This is a genomic window from Nocardiopsis sp. YSL2, from assembly GCF_030555055.1.
Taxonomy (GTDB): domain Bacteria; phylum Actinomycetota; class Actinomycetes; order Streptosporangiales; family Streptosporangiaceae; genus Nocardiopsis.
Genome location: NZ_JAMOAO010000001.1, coordinates 5,557,180 through 5,582,612, shown reverse-complemented (window position 1 = coordinate 5,582,612; position 25,433 = coordinate 5,557,180). Strand labels below are relative to the sequence as shown.

The 25,433-nt window shown below is 73.5% G+C and carries 19 protein-coding genes and 1 pseudogene; 15 read left to right on the top strand and 5 right to left on the bottom strand.

The genetic code is table 11. From position 1 onward, the window contains the following. Window positions 1-13 precede the first annotated feature (13 nt). A complete protein-coding gene (locus M1P99_RS24655) occupies window positions 14-472 on the bottom strand; it encodes a hypothetical protein (protein ID WP_304454959.1) in 459 nt (152 codons plus the stop codon). A gap of 300 nt (window positions 473-772) precedes the next feature. Here M1P99_RS24655 and M1P99_RS24650 point away from each other — a divergent pair. Together M1P99_RS24650 and M1P99_RS24645 are read left to right on the top strand one after the other, a co-directional pair. Further along, window positions 773-1,312, top strand: a pseudogene (locus M1P99_RS24650) (DUF5753 domain-containing protein); the annotation flags it as partial. Next, complete coding sequence (locus M1P99_RS24645; RefSeq protein ID WP_304454958.1) at window positions 1,309-1,479, top strand: DUF397 domain-containing protein; 171 nt, start codon at window positions 1,309-1,311, stop codon at window positions 1,477-1,479. The pseudogene M1P99_RS24650 and the gene M1P99_RS24645, both read left to right, overlap by 4 nt. Before the next feature lie 52 nt (window positions 1,480-1,531). Here the strand turns inward: M1P99_RS24645 and M1P99_RS24640 are convergent, their stop codons facing one another. Next, on the bottom strand, window positions 1,532-1,924 hold the full coding sequence (locus M1P99_RS24640; RefSeq protein ID WP_304454957.1) for a hypothetical protein: 393 nt from the start codon (window positions 1,922-1,924) through the stop codon (window positions 1,532-1,534). 197 nt (window positions 1,925-2,121) lie between these two features. On the opposite strand from M1P99_RS24640, the gene M1P99_RS24635 reads away from it, so the two are divergent. Next, window positions 2,122-2,595, top strand: a complete 474-nt coding sequence (locus M1P99_RS24635) for a carboxymuconolactone decarboxylase family protein (protein WP_304454956.1) — start codon at window positions 2,122-2,124, stop codon at window positions 2,593-2,595. 76 nt (window positions 2,596-2,671) lie between these two features. On the opposite strand, the gene M1P99_RS24630 is transcribed toward M1P99_RS24635, so the two are convergent. The 3 genes from M1P99_RS24630 to M1P99_RS24620 form a co-directional block, all read right to left on the bottom strand. Beyond that, a complete protein-coding gene (locus tag M1P99_RS24630; RefSeq protein ID WP_304454955.1) occupies window positions 2,672-4,387 on the bottom strand; it encodes a CBM35 domain-containing protein in 1,716 nt (571 codons plus the stop codon). A gap of 245 nt (window positions 4,388-4,632) precedes the next feature. Next, window positions 4,633-5,334 (bottom strand): pentapeptide repeat-containing protein, encoded by a 702-nt coding sequence (locus M1P99_RS24625; RefSeq protein ID WP_304454954.1) that lies wholly within the window; start codon window positions 5,332-5,334, stop codon window positions 4,633-4,635. Between the two features lie 71 nt (window positions 5,335-5,405). Further along, window positions 5,406-6,980: a PucR family transcriptional regulator gene (locus tag M1P99_RS24620; RefSeq protein WP_304454953.1), complete on the bottom strand. Its 1,575-nt coding sequence runs from the start codon at window positions 6,978-6,980 to the stop codon at window positions 5,406-5,408. Between the two features lie 285 nt (window positions 6,981-7,265). Between M1P99_RS24620 and M1P99_RS24615 the strand changes: the two genes are divergently transcribed. From M1P99_RS24615 to M1P99_RS24560, 12 genes are all read left to right on the top strand, one after another. Continuing rightward, entirely contained in the window at window positions 7,266-8,135 is an 870-nt protein-coding gene (locus M1P99_RS24615; RefSeq protein WP_304454952.1) for a xanthine dehydrogenase family protein subunit M, read from the top strand. Continuing rightward, window positions 8,126-8,644, top strand: coding sequence for a (2Fe-2S)-binding protein (locus tag M1P99_RS24610; protein WP_304454951.1), 519 nt, complete (start codon window positions 8,126-8,128; stop codon window positions 8,642-8,644). The genes M1P99_RS24615 and M1P99_RS24610 overlap by 10 nt, the downstream gene beginning before the upstream one ends. After that, a complete protein-coding gene (locus tag M1P99_RS24605) occupies window positions 8,637-9,992 on the top strand; it encodes an 8-oxoguanine deaminase (protein WP_304454950.1) in 1,356 nt (451 codons plus the stop codon). Before M1P99_RS24610 ends, M1P99_RS24605 begins: the two co-directional genes overlap by 8 nt. Continuing rightward, on the top strand, window positions 9,992-12,427 hold the full coding sequence (locus tag M1P99_RS24600) for a xanthine dehydrogenase family protein molybdopterin-binding subunit (RefSeq protein WP_304454949.1): 2,436 nt from the start codon (window positions 9,992-9,994) through the stop codon (window positions 12,425-12,427). The genes M1P99_RS24605 and M1P99_RS24600 overlap by 1 nt, the downstream gene beginning before the upstream one ends. 191 nt (window positions 12,428-12,618) lie before the next feature. Further along, window positions 12,619-14,055, top strand: a complete 1,437-nt coding sequence (locus tag M1P99_RS24595) for an NCS2 family permease (protein ID WP_304454948.1) — start codon at window positions 12,619-12,621, stop codon at window positions 14,053-14,055. Window positions 14,056-14,250: 195 nt separating this feature from the next. Further along, window positions 14,251-16,203: a serine/threonine-protein kinase gene (locus M1P99_RS24590; RefSeq protein WP_304454947.1), complete on the top strand. Its 1,953-nt coding sequence runs from the start codon at window positions 14,251-14,253 to the stop codon at window positions 16,201-16,203. 164 nt (window positions 16,204-16,367) lie between these two features. Beyond that, window positions 16,368-17,312, top strand: a complete 945-nt coding sequence (locus tag M1P99_RS24585) for a phosphatidylinositol-specific phospholipase C (RefSeq protein WP_304454946.1) — start codon at window positions 16,368-16,370, stop codon at window positions 17,310-17,312. A 268-nt stretch (window positions 17,313-17,580) separates the two neighbouring features. After that, window positions 17,581-20,223 (top strand): molybdopterin-dependent oxidoreductase, encoded by a 2,643-nt coding sequence (locus M1P99_RS24580; RefSeq protein ID WP_304454945.1) that lies wholly within the window; start codon window positions 17,581-17,583, stop codon window positions 20,221-20,223. Next, complete coding sequence (locus M1P99_RS24575; protein WP_304454944.1) at window positions 20,220-21,206, top strand: xanthine dehydrogenase family protein subunit M; 987 nt, start codon at window positions 20,220-20,222, stop codon at window positions 21,204-21,206. Before M1P99_RS24580 ends, M1P99_RS24575 begins: the two co-directional genes overlap by 4 nt. 127 nt (window positions 21,207-21,333) lie before the next feature. After that, window positions 21,334-22,731, top strand: a complete 1,398-nt coding sequence (locus M1P99_RS24570; RefSeq protein ID WP_304454943.1) for a hypothetical protein — start codon at window positions 21,334-21,336, stop codon at window positions 22,729-22,731. A 14-nt stretch (window positions 22,732-22,745) separates the two neighbouring features. Continuing rightward, window positions 22,746-24,059 carry a hypothetical protein gene (locus M1P99_RS24565; RefSeq protein WP_304454942.1) on the top strand — a complete coding sequence of 438 codons (1,314 nt, stop codon included), beginning with the start codon at window positions 22,746-22,748 and terminating at the stop codon, window positions 24,057-24,059. Between the two features lie 155 nt (window positions 24,060-24,214). Continuing rightward, on the top strand, window positions 24,215-25,420 hold the full coding sequence (locus tag M1P99_RS24560; RefSeq protein WP_304454941.1) for a hypothetical protein: 1,206 nt from the start codon (window positions 24,215-24,217) through the stop codon (window positions 25,418-25,420). The last annotated feature ends 13 nt before the right edge of the window (window positions 25,421-25,433 follow it).

The following is a 25,433-nucleotide window of genomic DNA, read 5'->3' as shown; positions in this document are numbered from 1 at the left end:
GCTGCAGGCTTCGCTACCTGGCGGGGCCGGGGCCGCCCTGCTGGCCGGTGCCCTGGCCCGGCCACCCCGGTGCGGGACCATGACCCTGCCCCGGGCCGGGGGCGGGGTGGTGGCCCTGGCCCGGACCCGCGCCGGGAGCGGGCCCCTGGCCGGGCAGGGCCTGGAGGGCCTGCGTGAGGTGGAAGTGCAGCTCGTCGGCGATCTTGCGGCCCTCCCCCCAGTCGAAGAAGCCGAAGTTCATCTTGGGCGAGATGCGCAGGTGCGTGCCCTGAGGGAGGGGGTAGAGCTCGACGAACACGCTGAACCCCCAGGTGAGCAGGCTCATCCCGGTGGAGAAGGAGTAGCGGTAGCCGCCGCCGGGCACCGGGTTGCCGACGCTGGAGGCCCTCGTGCAACACCGCACGGCGGCGGGAAGCGTGTTCCATACGTGGTTCGGCGCGTACGGAAGCTGGAAGTCGTGGTTCGCGGCCATGCTCTCTATCCTGGGTCGGACTCCCGCGGCGGGCACTCCGCGTCGGAGATCGCACCGGGCTCGGTCGGTGCGCCGCATCCTACAGGCCCCGGACCCGCCGTATGGCGGGCGTACCCCGCCGCACGGCGCTGCCCGATGCGGCGCCACAGATCGACAATGGTGACACAGCACACACCACGCTTCGCCCACGCCCGGAGGCACCCATGACGACTCCCGCCCGCCCCCCGTTCGACCCCGAACTGGCCGCCGCCCTGACCGGGGGCGAAGCAGACGCAACCTTGGTGGCTCGGGAAGTTCGTTGAGATCGAGCGAAAGACCCAGGTCATCCAGGATTTTCAGTCCCAGGTCACATCTGGACTCCTCCAGACCGAAAGCTACGCACGAGCTGTCATGTGGGCGTCGTTCCCACCACAGAGTCAACAGGAACTCGAGGAGCGCCTGAAGCGGAGGATGGATCGGCAGAGGATCCTCGATCGCGAGAATCCCCCGCTAGCGCTGTTCGTGATCGAGGAAGGTGCTATGCGCAGGTCGGTAGGCGGAACCGAGGTGATGAAAGCGCAGTACGAGGCGCTCATCGCGCGGGCGCGTATGCCCCATCTACGACTCCAGGTACTCCCCTTCGACCGAGGGGCGCACAGCGCGATGGACTGGGCCTTTATGACCATGCGGATGACGCCCGTGGAGTCCCTTGTGTACGCGGAGGCACCGGGAGGAGGACACGTGATCACCGATGTTTCCGTGGTGGCAGACTGCCAGCAGCGGTTCGGCGCGCTGCAGAGCATGGCGCTATCACCGAACGAATCCATCGACTTCATCGCTTCACTGGGAGAGACGACGTGACGGACTGGCACACATCGACCTACAGCGGAAACACAGGAGCCTGTGTCGAAGTCAAGGAAGACTGGGTCACTGGTGTTCGGGACTCCCAGAACAGGGACCTGGGCCAGCTCTCCTTCGACTCCCAGGAATGGTCAGCCCTACTCGACGCGGTACGCGCCTCCGCCTGACCCCCGCTGTCCCCGACCCCGCGCCGGGGCGGGGACCGAGGGCTGCCGGCGGTCAGTACGTCCGGCGATACGCCTCATCCCACTTGCGTCGGGCGCCTTTCCGGGTGATCGTGCGGACGATGCCGAAGACGAAGAGCAGGAGCCCCGCGAACACGACTGCCCCGCCCGTGTATCCGAACGCCCTGGCGAAGTCGTCGAACCCCTCGGCGTTTCCGCCGCCTCCGAGGACGAACAACAGGTACGGAAGGATGACGATCACCACGCCCACGAATCCGGCGAGGATGCCGAACACGATCGACAGGACCCCGAGCGCGTTCGAAGGGCGCTTGGGCGGGATCGGCCGCGCCGGAGCGGAAGGGGCGTACGGGTGGGGCTGCACGACTCGGCCGTGTGCCCGGGGCGGGGCGGTGTGGGGCACCGGGTTCTGTGGGGGGTTCTCGTTCATCACGCCACGATAGGACACGCCGTCATCACGCACCATGGACCACAACAGGCAGGCAGGTGAGCTCGAACACCCCCGAGCGCGTCGCGGCGTTGACGTGTGGCCCGCACCACCCCCACTCGGGCCGACAGGCTGTCACATTCCGCCCGCCCGATCTGTCAGTTGAGTGACAGGCACCGCGCACACGGCGAGGAGACACCATGCAGCCCCGTATCGACCCCTTCGGCAGCGAGCTCTCGACCAAGGTCATGAAGCACTTCGTGGCGGCGAGCCGGGTCCTCTCCGAGTCGACCGTCCCCCGCGCGACCCGGGAACTCGTGCGGCTGCGGGCCAGCCAGATCAACGGCTGCGGTTACTGCACCGACATGCACTTCAAGGACGCCGTCCACGCCGGAGAGGACCCCGTGCGTCTCAACCTGGTCGCCGCCTGGCGCGAGGCCGCGGTCTTCACCGGGGCCGAGCGCGCCGCCCTGGAACTGACCGAGGAGGGCACCCGCATCGCCGATGCCGCCGGCGGAGTCAGCGACAAGGTCTGGGAGAACGCCGCCAGGCACTACGACGAGGAGGAACTGGCCGCCCTGGTCGCCGGTATCGCCCTCATCAACGCCTTCAACCGCCTCAACGTCATGATCCAGAACCCGGCCGGCGACCACCGGCCCGGCCGGTTCGCCTGAGCCGCCGGTCCTCCGACACCGGCAGCGGGCCCCGTCTCGGCGACGGGGCCCGCTGCCGCGCCCGGGGACGCGGCCCTCAGGACAGGGTGATGCTGTCGATCTCGGCGTAGCCGGTACCGCCCTCGAAGTGGGGTGAGCCCTTGGCCAGCCGGATCACGTTGTATCCGGCCTGGAGGTCGACGGTCACGCTCGTCGTCGCGAACTGTCCCCACCCGGCGGTCGGCGGGTAGGAGACCGTGGACCAGTCGCTGCCGTTGTAGGCCAGACCGTGCGTGGAGGTCGCCCCGGTGCCGTTGGCGTAGTCGATGGTCATCGTGTAGCCGCGCGCCTCGGGCACGTTGACGGTGAAGTCCACGAAGGAGTCCGAGCGCATGTCGGCGTCCCCGTCGATCCCGCCGACGTAGTAGCCGTTCGACGCCTCGCCGGAGGACCGGGTCTGCGCGTTGACGACCGTGGCGTTCTCCGCCTCGTACACCTGCTGCCAGGAGCTGGCCGGCCCGCCCGCCGGGGTGACCAGGAGCCGGTAGGCGCCCTCGGCGTCCATACCGTTGACGGGAACCGAGATCCGGCCGCCGGAGACGGGCATGGTCTCCTCGCGCACGACGGTGGGCTCGGCGACGTGGGTGTGGCGACCCGATCCGGGGGTGGACAGGAGCCGCACGTCGACCGACGAACCGAACGAGTCCAGGCCGGTGACGTCGACGGTGTTGTCGCCCCAGTCGCCGCCGAAGGCGACGTTGACGATCTGGCGGCTGGAGTCGTAGGAGGCCACACCGTCCAGCCAGCTCTGCGGGGTCGTGGCCACGATGTTGCCGGTCATCTCCCCGTACCAGCGGTAGAGCCAGTACGACGCGGTCGGCTCGTTGTCCAGGGTGAACAGGCCGTCGAAGGTGCCGGCCTCGAACCAGTAGGCGCGGTGCGCCTCACGCGCGCCGTGGCGCTCGAACACGCTCATCCAGTGCAGGGCCACGCTCGGGACGTCCATCTGGTTGAAGCTGTTGTACTCGTTGATGGCGATCGGGCGCGGCGAGACGCCGAGCTGCTGCTCGATGGCGCGGTAGTCGGCGACGTGGTCGTCGAAGGAGTCCCAGTTCATGTCGTCGAGTTCGTGCCACACGATCACGTCCGGCAGGGTGTCGGTGTCGCGGGCGTGGGTCATGAAGTCGAGCATGTCGTCGTGCCGGTAGACCGACGGGCTCGGTCCGACGATCGGAGTGACCGGGTCCAGGGACCGCACCAGGTTGTAGGTGCGGGTCCAGCCGTCGCTGAAGGAGCCGGCCGCCTGGGTGTCCCACGTCCAGTCGGGCTCGTTCCACAGCTCCCAGCCGTGGATGTTGGTCGTGTCGGTCGCGGCCAGGCGGTCGTTGACCATGGTCGTGACCTTCTGCTCCCAGTCACCCCACCCCTGCCACTCGTAGGGGAAGGTGGGATAGATGTCGGGCAGTCGGATGAACTGCTGGGCACCGGCCCTGGTGATGTTGTGCCCCACGTCGAGCGCGTCGCAGCACGGTTCGGTGGCGCCGTTGCCCAGGTGGGTGGTGCCGGGCGGGGGCTGGGTGAAGCTGGTCGGGTTCAGCGGCAGCAGCATGTCCGTGGTCGGCTGGGAGTCGGAGCCGACTCCGTAGAGGCCGCCGGCGGCGACCTGCGTCGCCGGGCGCACGACCTGCCCGACGTCGACGGTGAGGGTCAGGTCGGCGGCGCTCGCGGGGGAGGCGGGCCCCGCGGCGATGACACCGGCGAGCAGAGTGAGGGCGGACAGACGCGCGAGCGTCCGTTTCAACGGGGGGTGCAAGTGTTCTCCTCAAGGAGGCGTCGAACCGGTTCGACAACCCGGCTCGGAACCGACCGTAGTTTCGAACGCCGTTCGCCACAAGACACCTTCCGGACACTCTGAGGGCGGGCGACGGGGCGGACCGGCACATCAGCGCCGATACCGCGCCCTCGCGTCCTCGCACCCGCCGACGGGCGCGCGGGGGCGGCACCCGGCCGCCGTCCCCGCGCCCGGCGGCCCCTCGCCCCGCTCCCCCGCCGCGGTTCCTACTCCGCCACCGTGATCCCCAGCGCCCCCAGGATGGCCCCCGCCTGCGCCGGGCTGATGGTGGCTCCGCGCAGGTATCCGGCCTGGTCCAGGCCCGGCTCCCCCAGGTCGGCGCCGCGCAGGTCCGCGCCTTGGAACCGCGCGTTGACCAGGTTGGCGCCGCGCAGCCGCGACTCCACCCACACCGTCTCGCGCAGGTCGGCACTGGCCAGGTCGGCCTCGTCCATGCGCAGGCCCTCCAGCGTCAGCCCCCGCAGGGACAGGCCCTTGCACCGGGCCAGCATGAGGTTGCAGTGCGCGAAGGAGTACCCCACCCCGCGCAGCGACGTCAGGCCCGCCCCCGTCATCCGGCAGCCGGAGAAGGCCGCGTCGGTGAGCAGTGCGCCCTGCCAGCGCGTGTTGGCCAGGTCCACCCGCTCGAACCGGGCGTCGGCGCACTCCGCCCCGGCGAGGGTCGCGCCCGAGGCGCTGCCGCCCGTCAGGAGTGCCCCGTCCAGGAGCGCCCGGTCCAGCCGGGCTCCGTCGAGGCGGCAGTCGGTGAAGACGGCGTCCACGAGGTCGGTCTCGCGCAGGTCGGCCTGGGACAGGTCGCAGCGCACGAACTCCCGGCGCTGTCCGGCGGGCTCGGCGAGCGCGTCGCGCAGGTCCGTTCCGGACAGGTCGGCGTCGGTGGTCAGGGGTGTGGAGAGGTCGGTACTCATCGCGCGCACCCTAGCCGCCGCCGGTGACAGAACCGGGGAGGGCTCGCGCGGTCGGGCGCCCGACCGCGCGCTCAGTCGCGGAGCTTGAGCGCCAGGAACAGGTCGACGCGGTGTTCCAGGCTGCTCATGTCGCGGCCGGTCAGCTCCTCCACCCGGCCGATCCGGTACCGCAGGGTGTTGACGTGGACGTGCATGGCCGCGGCGCAGCGCTGCCAGGACCCGGAGTGCTCCAGGAACCGTTCCAGGGTCGTCACCAGCTCCGACCGGTGGTCGCGGTCGTAGGCCACCAGCGGGCCGAGCAGGCGTTCGCGGTAGGACGTCTGCACCTCCTCGGGCACCGAGGCCAGCAGGAGCTCGTGGGAGTCGATCTCCGCCCCGGCGATGACGCGTGAGCGCCCGCCGCGCAGTTCGGCCAGGCGGCGCGCGTGGCGGGCCTCCACGGCGGCCCCGCGCAGCTCGGGCACGCCGTGCGCGGCTGAGCTCAGGCCGATGGCGAGCCGGTAGTCCAGCAGTCCGCCCTCCAGGACGCGCGCGCGGTGGACGAGTTCGGACCGGATCTCCTCGGCGCGCTCGCGCGCCTGGGACTCGCCGCCTTCGACCGGGACCACGGCCAGGGTGTCGTTCTCGCCGGTCACGACCGCGCCGGGCCAGTCCGCGACGAGTTCGGTGAGCACGCGCCGCGCCAGGTCGGGTACGCGCGGCTCGGGCATCATCACGGCGCTCACCACCACGTGACCCCCGTCCTTGGTCCCGGCGGTCGCACCGGTGCCGTCCATGAGCGCGGTGACCTCGTCGAAGCGCTGGGCGGCCAGCAGGCGCGGCAGCCCCTCCAGGTGGCGGGCGTCGGTCAGGGCGCGCTCCTCCACCCGGCTGCGCGCCAGCACCGAGACCGACACCAGTTCGGCGACGGCCTCGTGCTCCTCGTCGCCCCACACCTGGTGGTCGCCCGTGCAGACCAGCAGCCAGTTCGACAGCGGATGGGAGTCCTTGGCCTGGACGGGTACGACGGTGAGTACGCGGCCGCCCTCGACGGGCAGGCGGGTGGTGTGGGGGAAGGACGACCAGGTCAGGGCTCTGGCGGCGATCCATTCGCGGTCGTGCTCGGCCAGCGGTTCGGTGGTCGCGGCCACGTGGCGGCCGGTGGAGGAGATCACCCAGGCACGTGTCGAGGCGTGGGTGGCCGCGTCGGCGAAGGCGGAGGGGAAGTCGGCGCCCGCCGCGACCTCCGCCATCAGGCGGCGGTGGCGGTCGCGGGTCTCGGCGATGGTGGTGAAGCGGCGTTGGGTGAGCGAGCGCAGGACCTCTTCGGTGACCGCGCCGAAGGAGGTCTCGGAGGGGACCTCCACGAGCGGGATGTCGTGCGCCTGGCAGGCGGCCATGAGGTCCGGGGGGATCTCGCCCAGGGCGGTGCCGGCGCCGATCGCGACGGCCCCGGCGCTGACGACGGAGGCCACGAAAATCTCGGAGTCCTCGGGCCGGGTGCGCCACATCATGCCGGTGAGGACGAACTCGCCGCCGCGCAGGTAGCGGGCGGGCTCCAGCAGATCCGTGGTGTAGGCCCAGCGCACGGTGCGGTGCTGGTGCTCGGCTCCCGTCAGGAACCGCAGGTGCAGCCGCTTGACGGCGACCAGCTCACTGATCTGCATGGACTTCCCTCAGAACTCTCGTGGGCGGGCCTCGGCCCGCGGGTGATGCGCGCGTTCGGCGACCCGCGCGAGGGGCGGTGGTCGCCCTCGGCACCGATTGTTCGCCTGATCGTCGCTTGTAGGAAACGACCAACGATAACTGTTCGTTCCACTGGCACTTCATGGCATCGCGTGCTAGTTGGACGCCCGTCGTCGGTGGTGTACTTCACACCACTACCTGATGTACCGAGGAGTTGCGCAAACCGACCGCTGACCGACCTGACCTGGCGAGCAACGAGGACAAGCATGGAATTCCTGAGTCCCTCCACTCTGGAGGAGGCGCTTGAGGCCAAGAGCGCCCACCCTGACGGGGTCCCCATCATGGGCGGAACCGACGTCATGGTGGAACTCAACTTCGACAAGCGGCGCCCGTCGGCCCTGATCGACCTGGCCCGCGTGCCCGAGCTGGGTGAGTGGGCCACCGAGGGCGACCACATCCGCCTGGGCGCGGGTGTGCCCTACTCCACGATCGTCGAGCACCTGTCGCGGAGCGCTCCCGCTCTGTCCAAGGCCGCACGCACGGTGGCCTCCCCGCAGATCCGCAACCGCGGCTCCGTGGGCGGCAATCTGGGCGGTGCCTCGCCCGCGGGGGACGCCCACCCTCCCCTGCTCGCCACCGACGCCGTCGTCGAACTGGCCTCGGTGCGGGGCCGTCGGCGGGTCCCCGCCCGGGAGTTCTACCTCTCCCTGCGCAGGACCGCCCTGCAGGACGACGAGCTCATCACGGCCGTCCTGCTGCCCGAGCCCAAGGGCCCGCAGCAGTTCGCCAAGATCGGCACCCGCAACGCCATGGTCATCTCCGTGGCCGCCTTCAGCCTGGCCCTGGACGCGGAGAAGCGCACGGTGGGCACCGGCCTGGGCTCGGTGGCCCCGACTCCGATCCGCGCCGAGGAGGCCGAGGCGTTCCTGGCCGCCGAGTTCGACTGGGAGGGCGCCACCCTGCCGTCGGAGAGCCTCGTGCGGCGCTTCGGCGAGCTGGTGGCCTCCGTCACCCGTCCCATCGACGACCAGCGCGGCACCGCGCAGTACCGCACCCACTCCATGGCCGTGATGGCGCGTCGCGCGCTGTCCTGGTCGGCCACCGAGTACCGGAAGGGAGTCACGCGATGCGCGTGAACGTCAACGTCAACGGCGAGGACATGACCGCCGAGAACGTGTGGCCGGGCGAGAGCCTGCTGTACGTCCTGCGCGAGCGCCTGGGCCTGCCGGGCAGCAAGAACGCCTGCGAGCAGGGCGAGTGCGGCTCGTGCACCGTCTACTTCGACGGTGTGACGGCGTGCTCGTGCATGATCGCCGCCGGGCAGGCCGAGGGCCGCGCGGTGCGCACGGTCGAGGGTCTGGCCCAGGAGCCCGGCAAGGGATCGGACCGCACCCTGGGCGCCGTCCAGGACGCGTTCGTCGAGGCCGGCGCCGTCCAGTGCGGCTTCTGCACACCGGGCCTGCTCGTGCAGACCGACGACCTGCTGGAGCGCACCGTGGGCGCGGGCAAGGGCGCTCCCGACGACGCCGAGATCCGTGAGGCGCTGGCCGGGAACCTGTGCCGGTGCACCGGTTACGAGAAGATCATCGACGCCGTGCACATGGCCGCCGCGCGCCGAGCCGAGAGCGGAGCCGCACATGAGTGACGTGACCGTCATCGAGGGCGCCCACGTCGTGACCGTGGACGGCGGGGAGTACGCGCAGGGCCACATCGTGGTGCGCGACGGCCGCATCGGGGCCGTCGGGCCCGGCCCCGCCCCCGAGGTCCCGGGTTCCCGCAAGGTCGACGGTCGCGGCTGCCTGGCCACGCCGGGCCTGGTCAACACGCACAACCACCTCTACCAGTGGGCCACCCAGGGGCTGTTCGCCGACGGCACGCTCTTCGAGTGGCTGGTGGGTTCGTACGAGATCTGGCACCGGCTGGACGCGGAGGTCGTGGGGAACACGACGTCGGCGGGGATGAGCCACCTCGCGCTGTCGGGGTGCACCACCGCCTCCGACCACCACTACATCTTCCCCTCGGGCCGGGGCGACATCGTCGCCGCCGAGGTGGCCGCCGCCCGCGAGGTCGGCATCCGCCTGGACCTGGCCCGCGGGTCGATGGACCGGGGCCACAGCTCCGGCGGCCTGCCGCCGGACAGCGTCGTGGAGAGCCTGGAGGAGGCGCTGGGCGCCACCGGGGCCGCCATCGACGCCCACCACGACGCCTCCTCCGACGCCATGACGCGCGTGTCGGTGGCGCCCTGCTCGCCGTTCTCGGTGAGCCGGGAGCTGATGGTCGGCGCGGCCGAGCTGGCCCGTGCCAAGGGCGTGCGCCTGCACACCCACCTCGCCGAGACGCTCGACGAGGAGGAGAAGTGCCTGGCCGAGTTCGGGTGCACCCCCGTCGAGTACGCGGAGAAGCTCGGCTGGCTGGGCGAGGACGTGTGGTTCGCGCACGCGGTGCACCTGTCCGACGCCGCCATCGCGCGGATCGCGGCCACCGGGACCGGTATCGCGCACTGCCCCACCTCCAACGCCCGGCTGGGCGCGGGCATCTGCCGCACCACCGAGCTGCTGGAGGCGGGCGCGCACGTGGGACTGGGTGTGGACGGCCCGGCCTCCAGCGAGCTGACCCCGCTGGCCGGGGAGATGCACCAGGCGCTGCTGATGGCGCGCGCCCGCAAGGGCCCGCAGGCGCTCAGCGCCCGCCAGGCCCTGCACATGGCCACCCTGGGCGGGGCACGGGTGCTGGGCCGCGACGCCGAACTCGGTTCGCTCACCGTCGGCAAGCTCGCCGACATCGCCCTGTGGCGGGTCGACGGGTTCGGCTACGACGTGATCGACGACCCGGTGGTCGCGACGGTCTTCGGCCCCACGCCGCCCCTGGAGCGCCTGCTGGTCGGCGGCCGTACGGTCGTCGACCGCGGTGAGCTCCGCACCCTGTCCGCCGACACCGCCGCCGCGCGCGGCCGGGCCGCGCACCGCGCCCTTCTCCAGGAGGTGAACCGCTGATGGCCACGACGACCAGCCCCACCGTCACGGACCTGTCCAGTACCACCAGGGACGGCCTGGGGTCGAGCCCGCGCCGCCCCGACGGCACGCTCAAGGTGACCGGGGAGTTCGCCTACTCCTCGGACATGTGGATGGAGGACATGCTGTGGGGGATGACCCTGCGCAGCCCCCACCCGCACGCGAGGATCCTGGGCATCGACATCACCGAGGCGCTCAAGGTCCCCGGCGTGGAGGCCGTGCTCACGCACGAGGACGTCCCCGGCGCCAAGCGCTACGGCCTGGAGTACAAGGACCAGCCCGTGCTGGCCTTCGGCAAGGTGCGCTACAAGGGTGAGCCGGTGGCCCTCGTGGCCGCCGACCACCCGGAGACCGCGCGCCGCGCCATGGAGCGGATCAGGGTCGACTACGAGGTCCTGCCCCCGGTCAGCGACTCGCGCCGGGCCGCCCTCGACCCGGAGTACCCGCTGGTACACGAGGAGGGCACCCTCAAGATCCACGAGGAGTACCACCAGTCCGGCAACCGGGTGCGCTACCAGCCCATCCGCACCGGCGCGTTCCAGGACGTGGCCGGGGAGAAGGAGCGCGAGCGCGAGCTCCTGGAGACCCTGCGCGCCCAGGCCGACGCGGTCGTGTCGACCGAGTACGAGGTCGGGATGCAGGACCAGGCGTTCCTGGGTCCGGAGTCCGGCCTGGCCGTGCCGGAGGAGGACGGCGGCGTCCACCTCTACGTCGCCACCCAGTGGCTGCACAGCGACCTCTGGCAGATCGTGCCCTGTCTGGGCCTGCCCGAGGACAAGGTGCGGATGACCATGGCGGGGGTCGGCGGCGCCTTCGGCGGCCGCGAGGACCTCTCGATGCAGATCCACGGCGCCATGCTCGCGCTGCGCACCGGCAAGCCGGTCAAGATCGTGTACAACCGCGAGGAGTCCTTCTACGGCCACGTGCACCGCCACCCGGCCAAGATGCGCTTCGAGCACGGCGCCAGGGCCGACGGAACGCTGCTGTACGCCACGCTGGAGATCATCGTGGACGGCGGCGCCTACGCCTCGGCGACGCCGGCCGTGGTGGGTGTGGCCTCCTCGCTGGGCATCGGCCCCTACGAGGTGCCCAACGTGCTGGTGGACGCCTACGGGGTGTACACCACGAACCCGCCGTGCGGGGCGATGCGCGGTTTCGGCGCGGTCCAGGCGTGCTTCGGCTACGAGTCGCAGATGGACAAGCTCGCGCGGGAGCTGGGCATGCACCCGGTGGACCTGCGGATCAAGAACGCCATGGCGCAGGGCTCGCGGATCATCACGGGCCAGGAGCTGCACAGCCCGCTGCCGATGGCGGACATGCTCCGGCGCGCCCGTGAGCTGCCGATGCCCGCCGACCGCTCCGAGCTGCCCGACCCCTCCGACCTGCGCACCCTCCCGGGCGGCGTGGCCGGGACCACGCACGGCGAGGGTGTCGTGCGCGGAGTGGGCTACGGCGTGGGCCTGAAGAACCTGTGCTTCTCGGAGGGGTTCGACGACTACTCCACCGCGCGCGTGCGGCTGGAGATCGTGGCCGGCGAGCCGGTGGTGCTCGTGCACACCGCGGCCGCCGAGGTCGGCCAGGGCCTGGTCACCGTCAAGGGCCAGATCGCCCGCACCGAACTGGGTGTGGAGAACGTGGCCATCAACCCGTCCGACACCCGCGTGGGTTCGGCCGGCTCCTCCTCCGCCTCCCGCCAGTCGTACATGACCGGCGGCGCGGTGAAGCTGGCCTGTGAGGCCGTGCGCGCGTCGGTGTTCGCGATCGCCCGGGAACGCGGTGTGGTTCCGACCGACCGGGACGAGGCGGACCTGTCCCTGAGCGGCGGCAAGCTGGTCTCGGCGGCCGACGGCGTGCTGGCGTCGCTGGCCGACCTGCTGGGCGAGTCCGCGAGCGGCGGCACGGTCGTGGAGGAGACCCGCGAGCACCACCACCGCCCGACCGAGATGATCGACCCGGTCCTGGGCCAGGGCTCCTCGCACACCCAGTTCGGGATGTGCGTGCACCGCGCCGTGGTGGACGTGGACGTGGAGCTCGGCCTGGTGAAGGTCGTGGCCCTGGACGCGGTCCAGGACGTGGGTAAGGTGCTGCACCCGCAGCAGCTCGCCGGTCAGATCCAGGGCGCCTCGACCCAGGGCCTGGGCCTGGCGCTGATGGAGGAGATCCAGGTCAAGGACAGCGAGATCCGCAACCCGTCCTTCACCGACTACCTGATCCCGACCATCCTGGACACCCCGCCGATGCGCATCGAGGTGCTCGAGCACCCCGACCCGCACGCGCCCTACGGGCTGCGCGGCGCGGGTGAGCCGCCGACGCTGTCGTCGACGCCGGCGATCGTGGCGGCGGTGCGCGACGCCACCGGGCGCCCGCTGACGCACGCTCCGGTGCGGCCGGAGGACATCGTCGGCATCGACCTGTGACCGCGGGCGGCTGACTCCGCCGCCCCGTCACACCTGAACCGCCCGCCCCGGCTCCGCCGGCGCCCTCGGCACCGGGGCGGGTGCCCCGCAGGACAGCGTGGTTCTGCGCCTACGCACGATCGGCTACTCTCCGTAGCATTCCCCCCACACATGGCGAGCTTCGCCATGCTCATCTCCCTCCAGGAGGGGACATGACCAGTACCAAGGACGGTGTCGCGCCCGAGGCGCGCACCGCACCGGCTCGATCCTGGCTCGACCGCTTCTTCTTCATCAGTGAGCGCGGATCCACCGTCGGCCGCGAGATCCGCGGCGGCCTCACCACCTTCATGGCGATGGCGTACATCATCGTCCTGAACCCGATCATCCTCGGCGGCGTCCCCGACGCCAACGGGGACTTCCTCTCCCCCGCCCAGCTGACCACCATGACCGCGCTGGCCGCGGGGCTCGTCACGATCATGATGGGCCTGGTGGGGCGCGCGCCGATCGCCTGCGCCGCCGCCCTGGGCGTCATGGCGGTGGTCGCCTACCAGGCGGCGCCCGTGATGACCTGGCCCGAGGTGATGGGCCTGGTGGTCTGGCAGGGCATCGCCATCATCGCGATGGTGGTGACCGGTGTGCGCACCGCGGTGATGAACGCGCTCCCGCACAACCTCAAGATGGCGATCGGCGTGGGCATCGGCCTGTTCGTGTCGCTGATCGGCCTGTCCAACGCCGGCTTCGTCAGCGCCGGCGAGGGCGGCCTGCTCCAGCTCGGCTCCGCCGGAGGCGGCGGCCACCTCGACGGCTGGCCGATCCTGGTGTTCGTCTCCGGCCTGGTGCTGGCCAGCATCCTGCTGGTGCGCCGGGTGCCGGGCGCGATCTTCTACGGGATCGTGGGCGCCACCGTGTTCGCGATCATCGTCCACTACACCGCGGGACTGAGCGACGAGGCGTGGGGCAGCGGCAGCCCGAGCCTGCCCGGCAACCCGGTCGCGGCCCCCGACTTCGGCCTGCTCTTCCAGGTGGACATGTTCGGGGCGTGGAGCTCGGCGGGCGTGACGACGGCCGGCGTCATCCTGTTCACGCTCGTGCTGGCCGGGTTCTTCGACGCGCTGGGCACGATCCTGGCCATCGGCACCAAGGCCGACATCGCCGGGGAGGGAGGGCAGATGCCCCGGGTGAACCAGATCCTGGTCACCGACGGCGCGGGCGCCGTGACGGGCGGCCTGACCAGTTCCTCGGCCACGCTGGTGTTCGTGGAGTCCACCGCCGGAGTGAGCGAGGGCGCCCGGACGGGCCTGGCGAGCGTGGTGACGGGGCTGTTCTTCCTCGCCGCGATCTTCTTCGCGCCGGTGTTCGGCATCGTCCCCGCCCAGGCCGCGTCGGTGGCGATGGTGCTGGTGGGCGCCATGATGATGATGCACATCCGCGAGATCGACTGGTCGGACATCTCCATCGCGATCCCGGCGTTCCTGACCATCGCGATGATGCCGTTCACCTACGACATCGCCAGCGGCATCGGGATCGGGATCATCGCCTACACCATCGTCAAGACCGCCCAGGGGCGGGTGGCCGAGGTCGGCTGGCTGATGTGGCTGCTCTCGGCCGTGTTCGCGTTCCACTTCGCGATGCACGCCCTGGGGTTCTGACCCGCGCCCTCCCGGGGCGCGATGGGCGGGGGACCCGGAGGCCGGTTCGCACACATGTGTGGGCCGGCCTCCCCTCGTGTCCGGAAAAGGTAAGCGGACTGTTACCTCAGGGCAAGAACCGCCGACGGCCTTCGCCACGTCACAGTGACAGATGAAGAACGCCGCCCGCGATACCCCGCAGACAGGGCTCACGCCATGACGACTCCCCTGACTCCTTCCGATCCGACCACCATCGGCCCCTACACCCTGTCCGCCCGCATCGACGCCGGCGGACAGGGCACCGTGTACCTGGGGCACGCCGACGACGGCTCACCCGCCGCGGTCAAGGTGCTGACCGGGCTGTGGGGTGAGGACGGGCGCCAGCGGGCGCGCTTCGCCAGGGAACTGGCCGCCGCGCGCACGGTCGCGCCGTTCTGCACCGCGGCGGTGCTGGACGCCGACATGGACGCGGACGTGCCCTACATCGCCAGCGAGTACGTCCCCGGGCCGACCCTGCGCTCGGCGGTGACGGACGAGGGCCCGCGCACGGGGGCGGCGCTGGACCGGCTGGCGATCGCGACCGTGACGGCGCTGGCCGCCGTGCACGAGGCGGGGGTCGTGCACCGCGACCTCAAGCCCGGCAACGTCATCCTGGGGCCGGACGGGCCCCGGGTGATCGACTTCGGTATCGCGCGCTTCACCGACGCCACCCAGCAGACGACGACCGTCGCGGGCACGCCGGCCTACATGGCGCCCGAGCAGATCCAGGGCCTGCCCGCGGCCTCGGCCGGCGACATGTTCTCCTGGGCGGCCGTCATGGCCTTCGCCGCCACGGGCCGTCACGCCTTCCCGGGCGAGAACACCATGGCGGTGATCGACCGGGTGCTGAGCGCGGAGCCGGACCTGGAGGAGGTACCGGAGCGGCTGCGGCCGGTCCTGAGCCAGTGCCTGGACAAGGACCCGGCGGCGCGGCCGAGCGCGGTGGAGGTGCTGGACCGGCTGATCGGGCGCGCCTCGTCGGCGGCCGCCCCGGTGGCCCGCACGGCGGTGCTGGAGGAGGTGTCCACGGCCGTGGACCAGGGCACGGCGCGCATTCGCGTCGGGCCGTGGATCCCGTTCGCGGGCGGGACGGCGGACCCGGCCAAGGGCACCGCGGCCACCGGCCCGGCACCGGGCGGGTCCGGGATGCCGACCGACGGAGGCGCCACGCCTCAGGGGCAGTGGGCTTCCGGCGCGCCCGGCCCCGGGCCGGAGGGGACCGGGGCGGCGGGCGCCGGAGCCGACGGGCCCGGTTCGGCCGCGGGACCGGAGCACCCGGCCGACGCTCACGCGCACACGGGCTTCGACAGTGGGGGTTCCGGAGCGTCGGCGCACACGGGTCACGGCACATGGGGGCACGGACCGGCTTCCGGTGGCGCGGACGCGCCGGGGACCGGCACCGGCGACCGCTGGAGCCCGGACGGGGTTCCGACCGAGCGCGACGGACTCCCGGCCCAGATCGGTGTCGCTCCCACGGCGCGTATCGGCGTCCCGCCGACGCAGGCCTTCACACCGCGCCCGGAGCGCCCCTCGGGGGCGCGTCGCACGGCCCGGCGCCGGACGAGGCCCGCGCTGGTGACCGCGGGCATGGTGGCGGCCCTGGGCTTTCTGGCGGCGCTGCTGCTGTGGTCCTACGAGCAGGGCAGGCCCGGACCGGTGGTGCCCACCGGATCGACCCCCTCCGACACTCCGGTGGACACCGTCACCGACGAGCCCGGCGCCTCGGAGGAGCAGGAGATCCCGGTCGGGACGGTGGAGGACGGAGCGGACACACCGGTCGTGGAGGAGCCCCACGAACCGGAGTGGACCCCGCCCGCGCCGGACTGCGCCACCGATCCGCACGCCGAGGGGTGCGCCGGGGTCGAACCGGACGTGTGCGAGTACGACCCCGAGACCTGCGAGGAGCCCACCGACGGTGGCGACCCCGGCGGGGGCGAGGACACCGGCGGCGACGGTACCGACGGTGACGGAACAGGCGACGGTACCGACGGCGACGGCGGTGGCACCGGCGAGGGAGAAGGGGGCGGCACCGACGTCGACGACCCCGTCACCGAGAGCGCGACCGCCCCGGAGAACGGCGAGTTCGCCACGCCGTGGGGCTTCGCCACGCCGGGGATCGGCGAGTTCTAGGGCGTGTTCGGCGGATGCCGCCCGTCGCGAGCGGCGTTCCGGTGCGGCGCGGCGGGCGTCCCCGCTTCCGGGGGGATGGCACGGCGGGCGCCGCGTGGCAGGGTGGTCGGCAGTCGGGGCGGTCCCCGCGCGGGCCCGCCCGCCCCCACCGGTGAAGGACCCCCATGCACCACTCCCCCCGCCGCCGCGCCGTGCTGGGCTCGGCGCTCACCGCCGCGTTCGCCCTCGTGGCCGCTCCCCCGCCCGCCGCCTCGGTGGTGTCCGTCGATCGCGCGGCGTGGATGGCGCCGCTCCCCGACTCCACCGCTCTGACGTCGCTGTCCCTGCCCGGCACCCATGACAGCGGTGCCTGGACCGGCAGCGTCTGGTCACGGACCCAGGACCTGGCCCTGACCGGCCAACTGGCCTCGGGTGTGCGCTTCCTGGACGTGCGCACGCGCCACTTCCATGACGCGTTCACCATTCACCACGGTGCGGAGTACCTGAACCTCAACTTCACCGACGTGGTGCGCGCCGTGACCGCCTTCCTCGCCGCCAACCCGGGCGAGACCGTGCTCATGCGCATGAAGAAGGAGCACACGGAGGAGGGCAACACCCGCACCTACGAGGAGACGCTGAACCACTACGTCGAGCACGATCCCGAAACCCGGGACCTGCTCGCCGCCCACCTGTGGGTGCCGCCGGAACAGGGCGGGAACCGCGTACCCGCGCTGGGAGAGGTCCGGGGGCGCGTGGTGGTCGTGCAGGACTTCGCGGCCACGCGGGACTACGGCGTGCGGTGGAACGCCGGCGTGCTCGACGTCCAGGACGACTACCGGGTGCCCACGCTGTTCGACATCCCGGCCAAGTGGGAGAGCGCGCGCTCGCACTTCGCGGCGGCAGCCTCGGGACCCGCCGACGTGCTCTACGTCAACCACCTCAGCGGGAGCGGGGCGCCGTGGGCCAACCCCCGCGAGGTGGCCTGGGGCGCCCTGGGCCTGCGGGGCGTCAACGACCACGCCCTGGCCCATCTGCGCTCGTCGGGCGCGTACCGCACGGGAGTGGTGGTCATGGACTTCCCGAGCCAGGAGCTCACCGACCTCGTTCTCGCCCACAACCCCGGAACGTGAGCGCCGCCTTTACGATGTAGATTCCTTTGTCGCGCGCCCCCGGTCGGACTCGGAGTCCGGCCGGCACCGCGCGCGGCGAGCCCACGGCTGCGCCCCACCGCCACGACAGGTCCTCGGCGCACCTGCGCATCCCCTCCTCCGCCGTCGGCGGCGGCCGCCCCGAAGACCCCGGCCGCCGCCACGGACCTCCCCGCGGGCCGTCGTTGACAGCACACGGGGCCACCCCTAAGTTGTCAGTGTCAACTTCGCAGCAACGGGACGGACCCACATGGACGTGGAAGTCAACGGCTCCTCCTGCCCGGCACCCGACGGACCCGGCGGCACGGCCGCCGACCACCTGCGCGACCGGCTCGGCCTGACCGGCACGAAGGTCGCCTGCGGGTCGGGCGTATGCGGCGCCTGCACCATCCTGGTCGACGGCTCCCCCGCCGTCTCCTGCCTCCTGCCCGCCGACGGCCTCGCCGGTCGCGCGGTCACCACCGTGGAAGGACTGGGCGGCGACCACCCGGTCCAGCGGGCCTTCGCCGCCCACGACGCCTTGCAGTGCGGATACTGCACACCCGGCTTCGTCGTGGAGGCCTCGGCCTTCGTCGACACCTGGCGCGCCGAGCACGGCGACACCCGGCCCGACCGCGAGACCATCGCCGACGCCATGGCCGGGCACCTGTGCCGGTGCGGCGCCTACGAGGGGATCTTCGCCGCCGTGGCCGACGCCTGCGCCGGGACCTTCGACGAGGCCTCCGAGCAGGACCCGCCCCGGATCGACGCCCTCGACAAGGTCACCGGCCGCGCCGAGTTCACCGCTGACCGGCTCCCCGACGGCACCTGGGAGGGCGTGGTCGTCCGCTCGGCCCGGGCGCACGCACGCGTGCTCTCGGTCGACCCCGGCGGCGCCCGCCCGCCCGAGGCCGACCGGCCCGCCCCGGCCGCGGGCACCGCTCCGGTCCTGGTCGACCTGCTCGGCCCCGACCGCACCGTCCGCTACGTCGGACAGCCGATCGCCGCCGTGGCCGCTCCCACCGCCGAAGCAGCCCGGGCGGCGGCGGCCGCGGTCACGATCGGCTACGACCCCCTGCCCGCGGTCCTGGACACCGGGGCCGCGCAGACCCCGGGAGCCCCCGTCCTCTATCCCACCCGGGCCGAGCAGCGCGCAGCCCCGAGCTACTCCGAGGGCCCCACCCCGCCCGCCCGGTGGAACGGCAACACACGCGGCCCCAGCACCGTGGGCTGGCGCGGGACCACCGCGCTGCGGCGGGTGCGCGCCGCAGCGGACCGCCAGGACCCGCTCCTGGTGGCCCAGGAGTACACCACCGCCACGCAGGTGCACAGCGCACTGGAGCCCCACGTGTGCGTGGCCTCCTGGGACGACGACGGCGACCTGCGCCTGCGCGTGTCCACCCAGGGGGTGGTCCAGGTCACCGACCGCGCCGCCGAGCGCTGGGACCTGCCCCGCGAGCGCGTGCACGTGGTCACCGAGTTCGTCGGCGGCGGCTTCGGCGGCAAGAACGGGCTGAGCACCGACGTCGTGGCCGCGGTGGAGCTGTCCCGCGCGGCGGGTGCCCCGGTGCGCGTGTCCCTGGACCGCGCCGAGGAGCTCACCGACGCCGGGCACCGGCCCGGCACGCGCACCCGGGTGGCCCTGCTGGCCGACGGCGAGGGCCGCCTGTCGGCGATGACCGTGGACTCCTACGGCGACGGCGGCGTGTCGACCGGGTCCAACACGGCCACGCTCGCGTTCTTGATGTACGGGCGCTCGCCCCGCCGGGTACGCGACTTCGACGTGGTCACCAACCGCCCCCCGGGCAAGCCGATGCGCGGGCCCGGCGGCCCGCCGATGGCCTGGGCCCTGGAACAGGCCGTGGACGAGATGGCCCTGCGCCTGGGCGAGGACCCTCTGGCCCTGCGCGCCCGCTGGGACGGCAACCCCAAGCGCCGGGCGCTGTACGAGAAGGCCGCCCGCCTGGACCTGTGGCGCTCCCGTCCGCGCGGCGCACGCACCGGCCGGTTCCGCCGAGGCGTGGGCGTGGCCGCCGCCAACTGGATGTACCTTCTCGCGCCCCGGGCCAAGGTGGAGCTCTCGGTGGAGGACGGCGTACTGGTGGCGCGCTCGGCCACCCAGGATCTGGGCACCGGCATCCGCTCCGTGCTCAGCGACGTGGTCACCGAACGGCTCGGGGTGCCCGCGTCGGCGCTCAGGGTGGAGATCGGGCACAGCTCCTCGGTGCACGGCACCGGCTCCTACGGCAGCCGCACCACCACCTCGATGGGCCCGGCCGCGGCCCAGGCCGCCGAACGGATGCGCGCCGCGCTGCGCGAGCACGCCCCGGACGTGCCCGCCGCGGGGCCGATCCCCGAGCGCGCCCTGAAGGAGGCGCTCACCGGCGCCGAGGGCGTGCGGGTGGTCGGCGAGCGCGGGGCGGACCGCTGGGGTCACCTCTCCCCCGACATGGGCGACCTCGCGCTGGGCCGCGGGCTCAGCGGCGCCGTCCACGTCATGGAGGTCGAGGTCGACACCCTGCTCGGACGGGTGCGGCCCACCCGCTGCTGGGCGGGCATCGCCGCCGGACGCGTCTACTCCGAACGGCTGGCGCGCAATCAGTGCGAGGGCGCGGTGGTCCAGGGCGTGGGCTACGCCCTGTTCGAGGAGCGCAGGGACGACCCGGCCACCGGCGTGGTGCTCACCGACACCATGGAGGACTACCGGATCCCCGGGATGGGCGACGTGCCCGAGACCGAGGTGTACTTCCACCAGGAGGGGTTCGAGCACGTCCGGGGCGGCGGGGTCGGCCTGGGCGAGGTGTCGGTCGTGGGCGTGGCCGCCGCGCTCGGCAACGCCGTCCACGACGCCACCGGTGTGCGCCTGCGCGAGCTGCCCATCCGACCGGACCGACTGATCAGGGGCCTGCGATGACCATCACCCGACCGACGGACCTGGGGGCCGCGCTGGCCCTGCTCGACGGCACGGGCGCCCGCCCGCGCGCCGGTGGCACCGACCTGACCGTGTGCCTGGCCGCCGGGGTGGTCGAGTCCGCGCCGGTGGTGGACCTGACGGGCGTCGGCGACCTGCGGGGCGTGGCGTGGGAGGCCGACGGGTCCGCACGTGTGGGCGCGCTGACCAGGATCGCCGAGCTCTCCGGCGATCCCCTCCTGGCCGACTCCTATCCGGCGCTGGCCCGGGCCGCTTCGGCACTGGCCACACAGCAGGTGCGGGGCACGGCCACCGTGGGCGGCAACCTGCTCCAGCGCAACCGCTGCTGGTACCTGCGCAACCCGGCCTTCGACTGCTTCCAGACGGGTGGGGACTCCTGTCCGGCCCGGTCCGGGGACCACCTGTACGGAGTGGTCGTGGACCAGGGGCCGTGCGCGGCTCCGCACCCGTCCTCGCTGGCGGTGGCGCTGCTGGCGTACGGGGCATCGGTGCGGGTGGCCGGCGGGCGGGAGCGGGAGGTACCCGTGGCGGAGCTCTACGACGGCACGGACGCCACACGCGACCACGTTCTGGGCTCCCAGGAGGTGCTGGTGTCGGTGGCGCTGCCGGTCCCCGCCCCGGGCGAACGGGCCGCCTACCTGCGCGCGACCGGACGCTCGCGCGCCGAGTGGCCGCTGGTCGAGGTGGCCGTGCGGCTGGTGTGCGGGGGCGGGGGCGCGGGCCCGGTCGCCTCGGCCTCGGTGGCCGTGGGCGGGGTGGCCCGCACCCCGCTGCTCCTGCCCGACGTGGCGGAGGCGCTGGTCGGCGCGGTGCCCGGAACGGCGCCGGGCGATGGCGTGGACGTCGCGCTGGCGGCACTGGCCGACCTGTGCGACCCGCTGCCCGCCACCGGCTACAAGGTGGACCTGCTGTCGGCGACCGTACGCGCCGGCGTGGAGCGGGCACTGGGCACCTCGGCGCAGTGAACCGCGCCCGCCCGGCGGCCCCGGCCGACCGGGCGGGCGCGGTGTCCTGCCACGTCGGAGGCGGTCGTGGCACGAATCCTGCTGGAGGAGTGGCGAGGGCACACGCCGACGGACCCGGGAGGCGACGATGGACGACGTGGACCGGACGATGGCCGTCGGGACCCCGACGGCGGGACGCGCTCCCCTGGCACCGCCCTTCGACCTGCTGGAGTCGGAGGCATCGGCCCTGTTGGACCGGCTCGCCCTGGTCCGGCCGTTCGCCCTGCACGAGACCATGGTCCCGGCCGCGGCCCTGCCGTCTCCCGCCCTGCTGGAGGTGGAGCGCTTCCTGGCCCGCGGCCGTCGGCTGCTGCGGCGGCGCGTCGAACGCTATCTCGCCTGGCTGCGCGCCCGTGCCGAGGCCACCGACCCGGCGCGTGCCCAACGGTCCTTCGTCCTGCTCCGGCTGGAGTTCAACGCCCTGTTGTCGCAGTTCGACCTGTTCGCCGACGTCATCACCCAGCGCAGCGAACACGACACGGGCGTGTGGCTGGCCGGACTCGACGCCGCCGCGGCCGACGGACTGCGTGCCGCCGCTCCCCTGGCCCGCGCAGGGCGCCTACCCGAGGTCGTGTGCTACCTGGACCGCGGACCCGGCGCGGCGATCCGCCGCGCCCGCACACGTCTGCCGGGCGGGCCCCCCAATCCGGTGGCGATCGTGCGCGTGCCCCGCGAGCGCATGGTGGGCACCGCCATCGCCTCGTCCCTGATGCACGAGGTCGGCCACCAGGGCGCCGCCCTGCTCGACCTGCGCGCGTCCGTCGGCCGGGACGTGACGCGCCGCCGGTCGCAGGCCCCGCCGCGTGACCGCCCGGCCTGGGACCTGTGGCAGCGGTGGCTGGGTGAGGCCATCCCCGACTTCTGGGCGGTGGCGAGCGTGGGCGTGTGCGCCACCCTGGGCCTGATCCAGGTCGTGAGTCTGCCCCGGGCCTTCGTGTTCCGCCTGTCCCCGGACGCTCCCCACCCGGTGCCGTGGATCCGGGTGCTGCTGAGCGCGTCGTTCGGCGCGCGCCTGTACCCGCACCCGCAGTGGCGGCGGCTGGTCCGCGCCTGGACCGCGCTCTATCCCGCCGCCCCGGACCGCCCGGAGTTCGACCGGCTGCTGGCGACCCTCCCCGAACTGGTGGGACTCATCGCCGGCCACCGCTCCCCCGCCCTCGGCGAACGGAGCCTGGCGCGGTCCCTGCCCCTGCGGGAGCGCTCGCCCGCACGGTTGAGGGGGATCGCCCTGCGCTGGCGGCGCGATCCGCGCACGGCCGCGCACCTGTCGCCCTCGCTGGCCTTCGCCGTCGTGGGCCAGGCCCGCGCGGACGGGCTGATCGGTCCCGGCGACGAGAGCCGCCTGGTCAGGGGCCTGTTGGAGAGGTGGGCGCTGGATCGAGCCCTGGGCGGTGACCCGGTCCCGCCCTCGGCCGCCGGAGGGCGCACCGGCCCGTCGGCCGGACCCGCGCCACGCGTGAGATGCTCGATGAAGGACCGGGGTTGAGGCGGGAGGCCGTCATGCAGCCTGTACTGGGGCAGATACCACAGCCACGACTGGAGCCGCGCTGCACGCCGGAACAGGTCGCCTACGCGCGCCTGCTGTCCCTGGGCGGAGCCGCGTTCGAGTCGGCCGTGGCCGCCGAACTCGACACCAACCCGGCGCTGGACCGCCAGGACGCCGCATGCCCGGTGTGCGGCGGTGTCGTGCGCGGCCCGTGCTGCGCGCCGGCCCCGCGGTACCGGGACGGTGACCTCGGCACCGACCGCTCCACCGGCTCCTGCGAGCACGTACCCGGGGCCCTCCCCCTCGCCGAGGCCCTGCTGCGCGACCTGGCCCCGCTGGTGCCCGGCCACGACCTGCCGGTGGCACGCTACGTCCTGGCCGCGCTGGACGAGCACGGCATCCTGGACGGCACGCCGGCCGAGGCCGCCGAGGCCCTGGGCGTGGACGTGGGCCGGGTGGAGGGGGTCGTCCGTGCCCTGCGCGGCGTGACCTGCCCCGGAACGGCGGCGTCGAGCCTGCGCGAACACCTGCTCCTGGACCTGGACTCCCTCGAGGACACACCCCTGACCCGCCTCGCCCGGGCTCTGGTGGGCGAGGCGGGCGGGGCGCTCGCACGCGGCGGGGCCGCGGCCGCGGCGCGTGCCCTGGGCGCCGAGCCGGACGACGTCGCCGCCGCGTGCGACCTCGTGCGGGAGCACCTGCACCCCTATCCCGTCCTGGACGCCGACCGCGACCACACCGCGCCGGTGGTGTACACCGCCCCCGACGTGGTCCTGAGCGCCGACGAGGGCCGCGTCGCCGCCCGCGTGGTCGAGGCCGACCGCGTCCTCCTGCGCGTGGACGAGCGCTTCGAGCGGCTTGCCGGCGCTCCGGTGACACCGGGCGAGGCCCTCCGGGCCCGTGCGGCCGTGGAGCGGGCCCGGCTGTTCCTCGACCGGGTCGCCCGCCGTTGGTGGACGATGCGTGCGGTGGCGGAGGCCGCCGCCGCGCACCAGCGCGACTTCGTGCTGACCGGCGCTCCGATGCGCCCGTTGACGCGCAGCGCGCTCGCCGACCGCCTGGGGCTGCACGAGTCCACGGTGGGGCGGGCGGTGCGCGACCGCGCCGTCCGGCTGCCCTCGGGGCGCACGGTCCCCTTCGCCGACTTCTTCCCGACCGCTCCGGGCCTGCGCGAGACGCTGCGGACCATCGTCGCCGACGAGGAGCACCCGCTGACCGACGCCGAACTGGCGGCGGAGCTGGAGCGGCGCGGCCACCGGGTCGCACGCCGCACGGTGGTCAAGTACCGGGCCCAGCTCGACATCGCCTGCGCGTCCCGGCGCGGCTGAGGCGACCCCGCGCAGCCGGCTGCGCCCTCCGCGCCCGCTTTCGCGCTTCCCGCGCAGCCGGCTGCGCGTCGGACGCCCTCCGACCGCTGGTCGGGCGTGGCACGGCTCCTGCTGAGAGGGGGGCGAGGACATCCGCAGCCCGGAGGGGGAGACCGATGCACGACCTCGATCTGATCCTGCAGAACGACGACGCGGCCGACGACAACGGGGCGGCGGCCGAGGAGAACGAGCTGGCCTACGAGCTGGTGGACCTGGACGGGCCCGAGGAGCTCGACCAGTTCATCGGCAAGCTGGCCAGGAAGGCGGCCCGGGCGGCGGGCAGGTCCCTGCGCTCGGACGTGGGCCGGGCGGTCGGGGGTGTGGTGCGGGACGCGGTCACCGGGGCCGCCCGCACCGGCCTGCCCGCCCTGGCCGGCGCCGTGGGAGGAGCGGCCGGCGCCCGGTTGGGCTCCCGCGGCGCCGGTGAGCGCATCGGCCGGCGCATCGCCGCATCCGCCCTGTCGCGCTACGGCCAGGGCGAGCTGGAGGCGCCCGAGGCCGACGACGAGGCGGGCCTGGAGGTCGCGCGCGATCTGGTCCGCTTCGCCGACGCCACCGCGCGCGGTGCCGCGCGGGCCCGAACGGGCACCGACCCGTGGCGCACGGCGATGGACGCGGCGCTGACCGCCGCGCGCGAGCTGGGAACCGACGGACCGCGCTACACCGACGACGACCGGGGCGCGCGCTCGCGCGACGAGGAGGAGGCGGAGATGGACGAGTTCGGCTTTCCGGAGGAGTCGGGACACGGCGGCCCCGAGCGGGAGTACGACGACGTCGACGACCTGGACGAGGGCGAGGAGATGGAACTGGCGGCCGAGCTGCTGTCGGTGACCGACGACGCCGAGCTCGACGAGTTCCTCGGCAAGGTCTTCCGTCGCGCCCGCAAGTCCGTCAAGCGGGCCGTGCGCGGACCGGTGGGCCGCGCACTGGGCCGAGGCCTGAAGGGCGTGGCCAGGAAGGCGCTGCCGATCGCCGGGGGCGCGGCGGGCACGGCCCTCGGCGGCCCCGCCGGCGGCGCGGTCGGCGCCGCGCTCGGCTCCGCCGCGGGGCGCACGTTCGAGCTGGAGCTGGAGGGGCTCAGCCCAGAGGACCAGGAGTTCGAGGTGGCCCGCCGCTTCGTCCGCCTGGCCGACGAGGCGGCCCGGCAGGCCGCGCTGGCGCCCCAGGACCAGGACCCGCGGGCCGCGGCCCGGCAGGCGCTGGCGACCGCCGCCGAGCGGTACGCGCCGGGCCTGGTGCGCACGGAGTCGGAGGTCTCCACCGCCCCGCGCTCGGGACGCTGGGTCCGCCGGGGCCGGAGCATCGTCATCACCGGCGTCTGAGACCGGAACGCGG